1 pseudogene is annotated in these 1,324 nt (G+C 41.0%); it reads right to left on the minus strand.

The features are described 5' to 3' along the window. Nucleotides 1-27: 27 nt before the first annotated feature. A pseudogene (locus RM368_RS38990) lies at nucleotides 28-1,169 on the minus strand (ISAzo13 family transposase). Between the last annotated feature and the right edge of the window lie 155 nt (nucleotides 1,170-1,324).

Consider the following 1,324-nt stretch of genomic DNA (forward strand, 5'->3'; position numbering starts at 1 on the left):
GGTGATTTTTTAAAAAGAAATTACCAGCTAAAGTGGTCGAATCAAGATATCCCATTTGGGCAAAAGTGGATTTCTCTGCAATCTAGACTCGACTTGCTTCATGGCTTTCTTAGTCAGAGAAATCCCTTTTTGGTAAACAATGTTGCTTAAAGTCAAAATTGGATGTAGTCCTTTCCAAGTCATGCTAGAAGCCCATGAGAGCATAGTTTCAACATCAACAAGCTTGGTTCCATTCCAATGCTGTTCAAGAATGCCCCAGCAGCGCTCTATAGGATTATATTTACTATGGTAGGGGGGATAGTAAAGTAATTGAATGGGTCTGTTAATCCGATCAACAAATTCAACCATCCTTTTTAAGAATTGAGTTCGTACTCCGCTACTTTCGGGACCGTTATCAATTTTAATTTGTATCAGTTCGCTATCCCGTCTTTGTTCTGGTGTAATTGTTTTCCACCAATGAATCAGGTTATCAACAATGAAATCGCTGGTTTTATAGGAACTGCCAAAGATAATATGTAGTTGCCCATTGTCTTCGTCTACAATTCCACAAGGAATGTATTTTTCCTTGCATCCCATATCATGGTCGCTAGCTTGATTGTCCCCTCTGGTTTTTCCGCCACGCGAATAATCTCCAATATTGACGGTGGCTTTACAGTCTATGCTTAGTCTCTTGACTGATTCGCTTGTTGCAAGATTCTGAAATTCTTTAATGTTGTTGAAGATGTCGTCTGTTTGTGCAATTTTTTTTGAGGTTTGGCTTTTACGATTTTGCGAAGACGATAGCCCATTCGGTTCAATACTTGTGCCATTGTACTGGCTCCTGGCAATTGCTCTTGGCTAAATCCAAGCTCTTTTAATTCTTTCAACGCCGATGCTGCTGTTAGTCTGGTATAGGCTAATGATGTTTTAAATGTTGGGTCTTGTTGAGCATAAGATTCTGCAAGCTGTTGCAGTGACAATGCAACTTCCGGTTGTTTCTCCTCCCAACGCTTTGCTCCACTAAAGGTTGACTGTAATCCTACACAGGTTATCCCTGTTCGTTTTTCTGCCAATCCTACCTCTATATTCTGTCTACCCCAGCCAAATAACGTTTCTGCAAGCCTTGTGCTTCCCTGGCAATATTTCAATGCCATCTCTGCCTGAAAACTCCGACGTTCTACTCCATTCATTTTCGATGCTGCCAACCGCAAGTCTTCAATTTGCGATGGTGTTAATGATTTGGGTGCGGTGGCTGTGGCTAACGTATCCAAATGCTTGCTCCTGTTTTCTTTGCATCAAGGGTACATTTTACCTCCATTGGTAAATTCTTTCCTAGAAATCACCT

Origin of the sequence: Nostoc sp. DedSLP03, assembly GCF_034530815.1 — a bacterium.
Lineage (GTDB): Bacteria > Cyanobacteriota > Cyanobacteriia > Cyanobacteriales > Nostocaceae > Nostoc.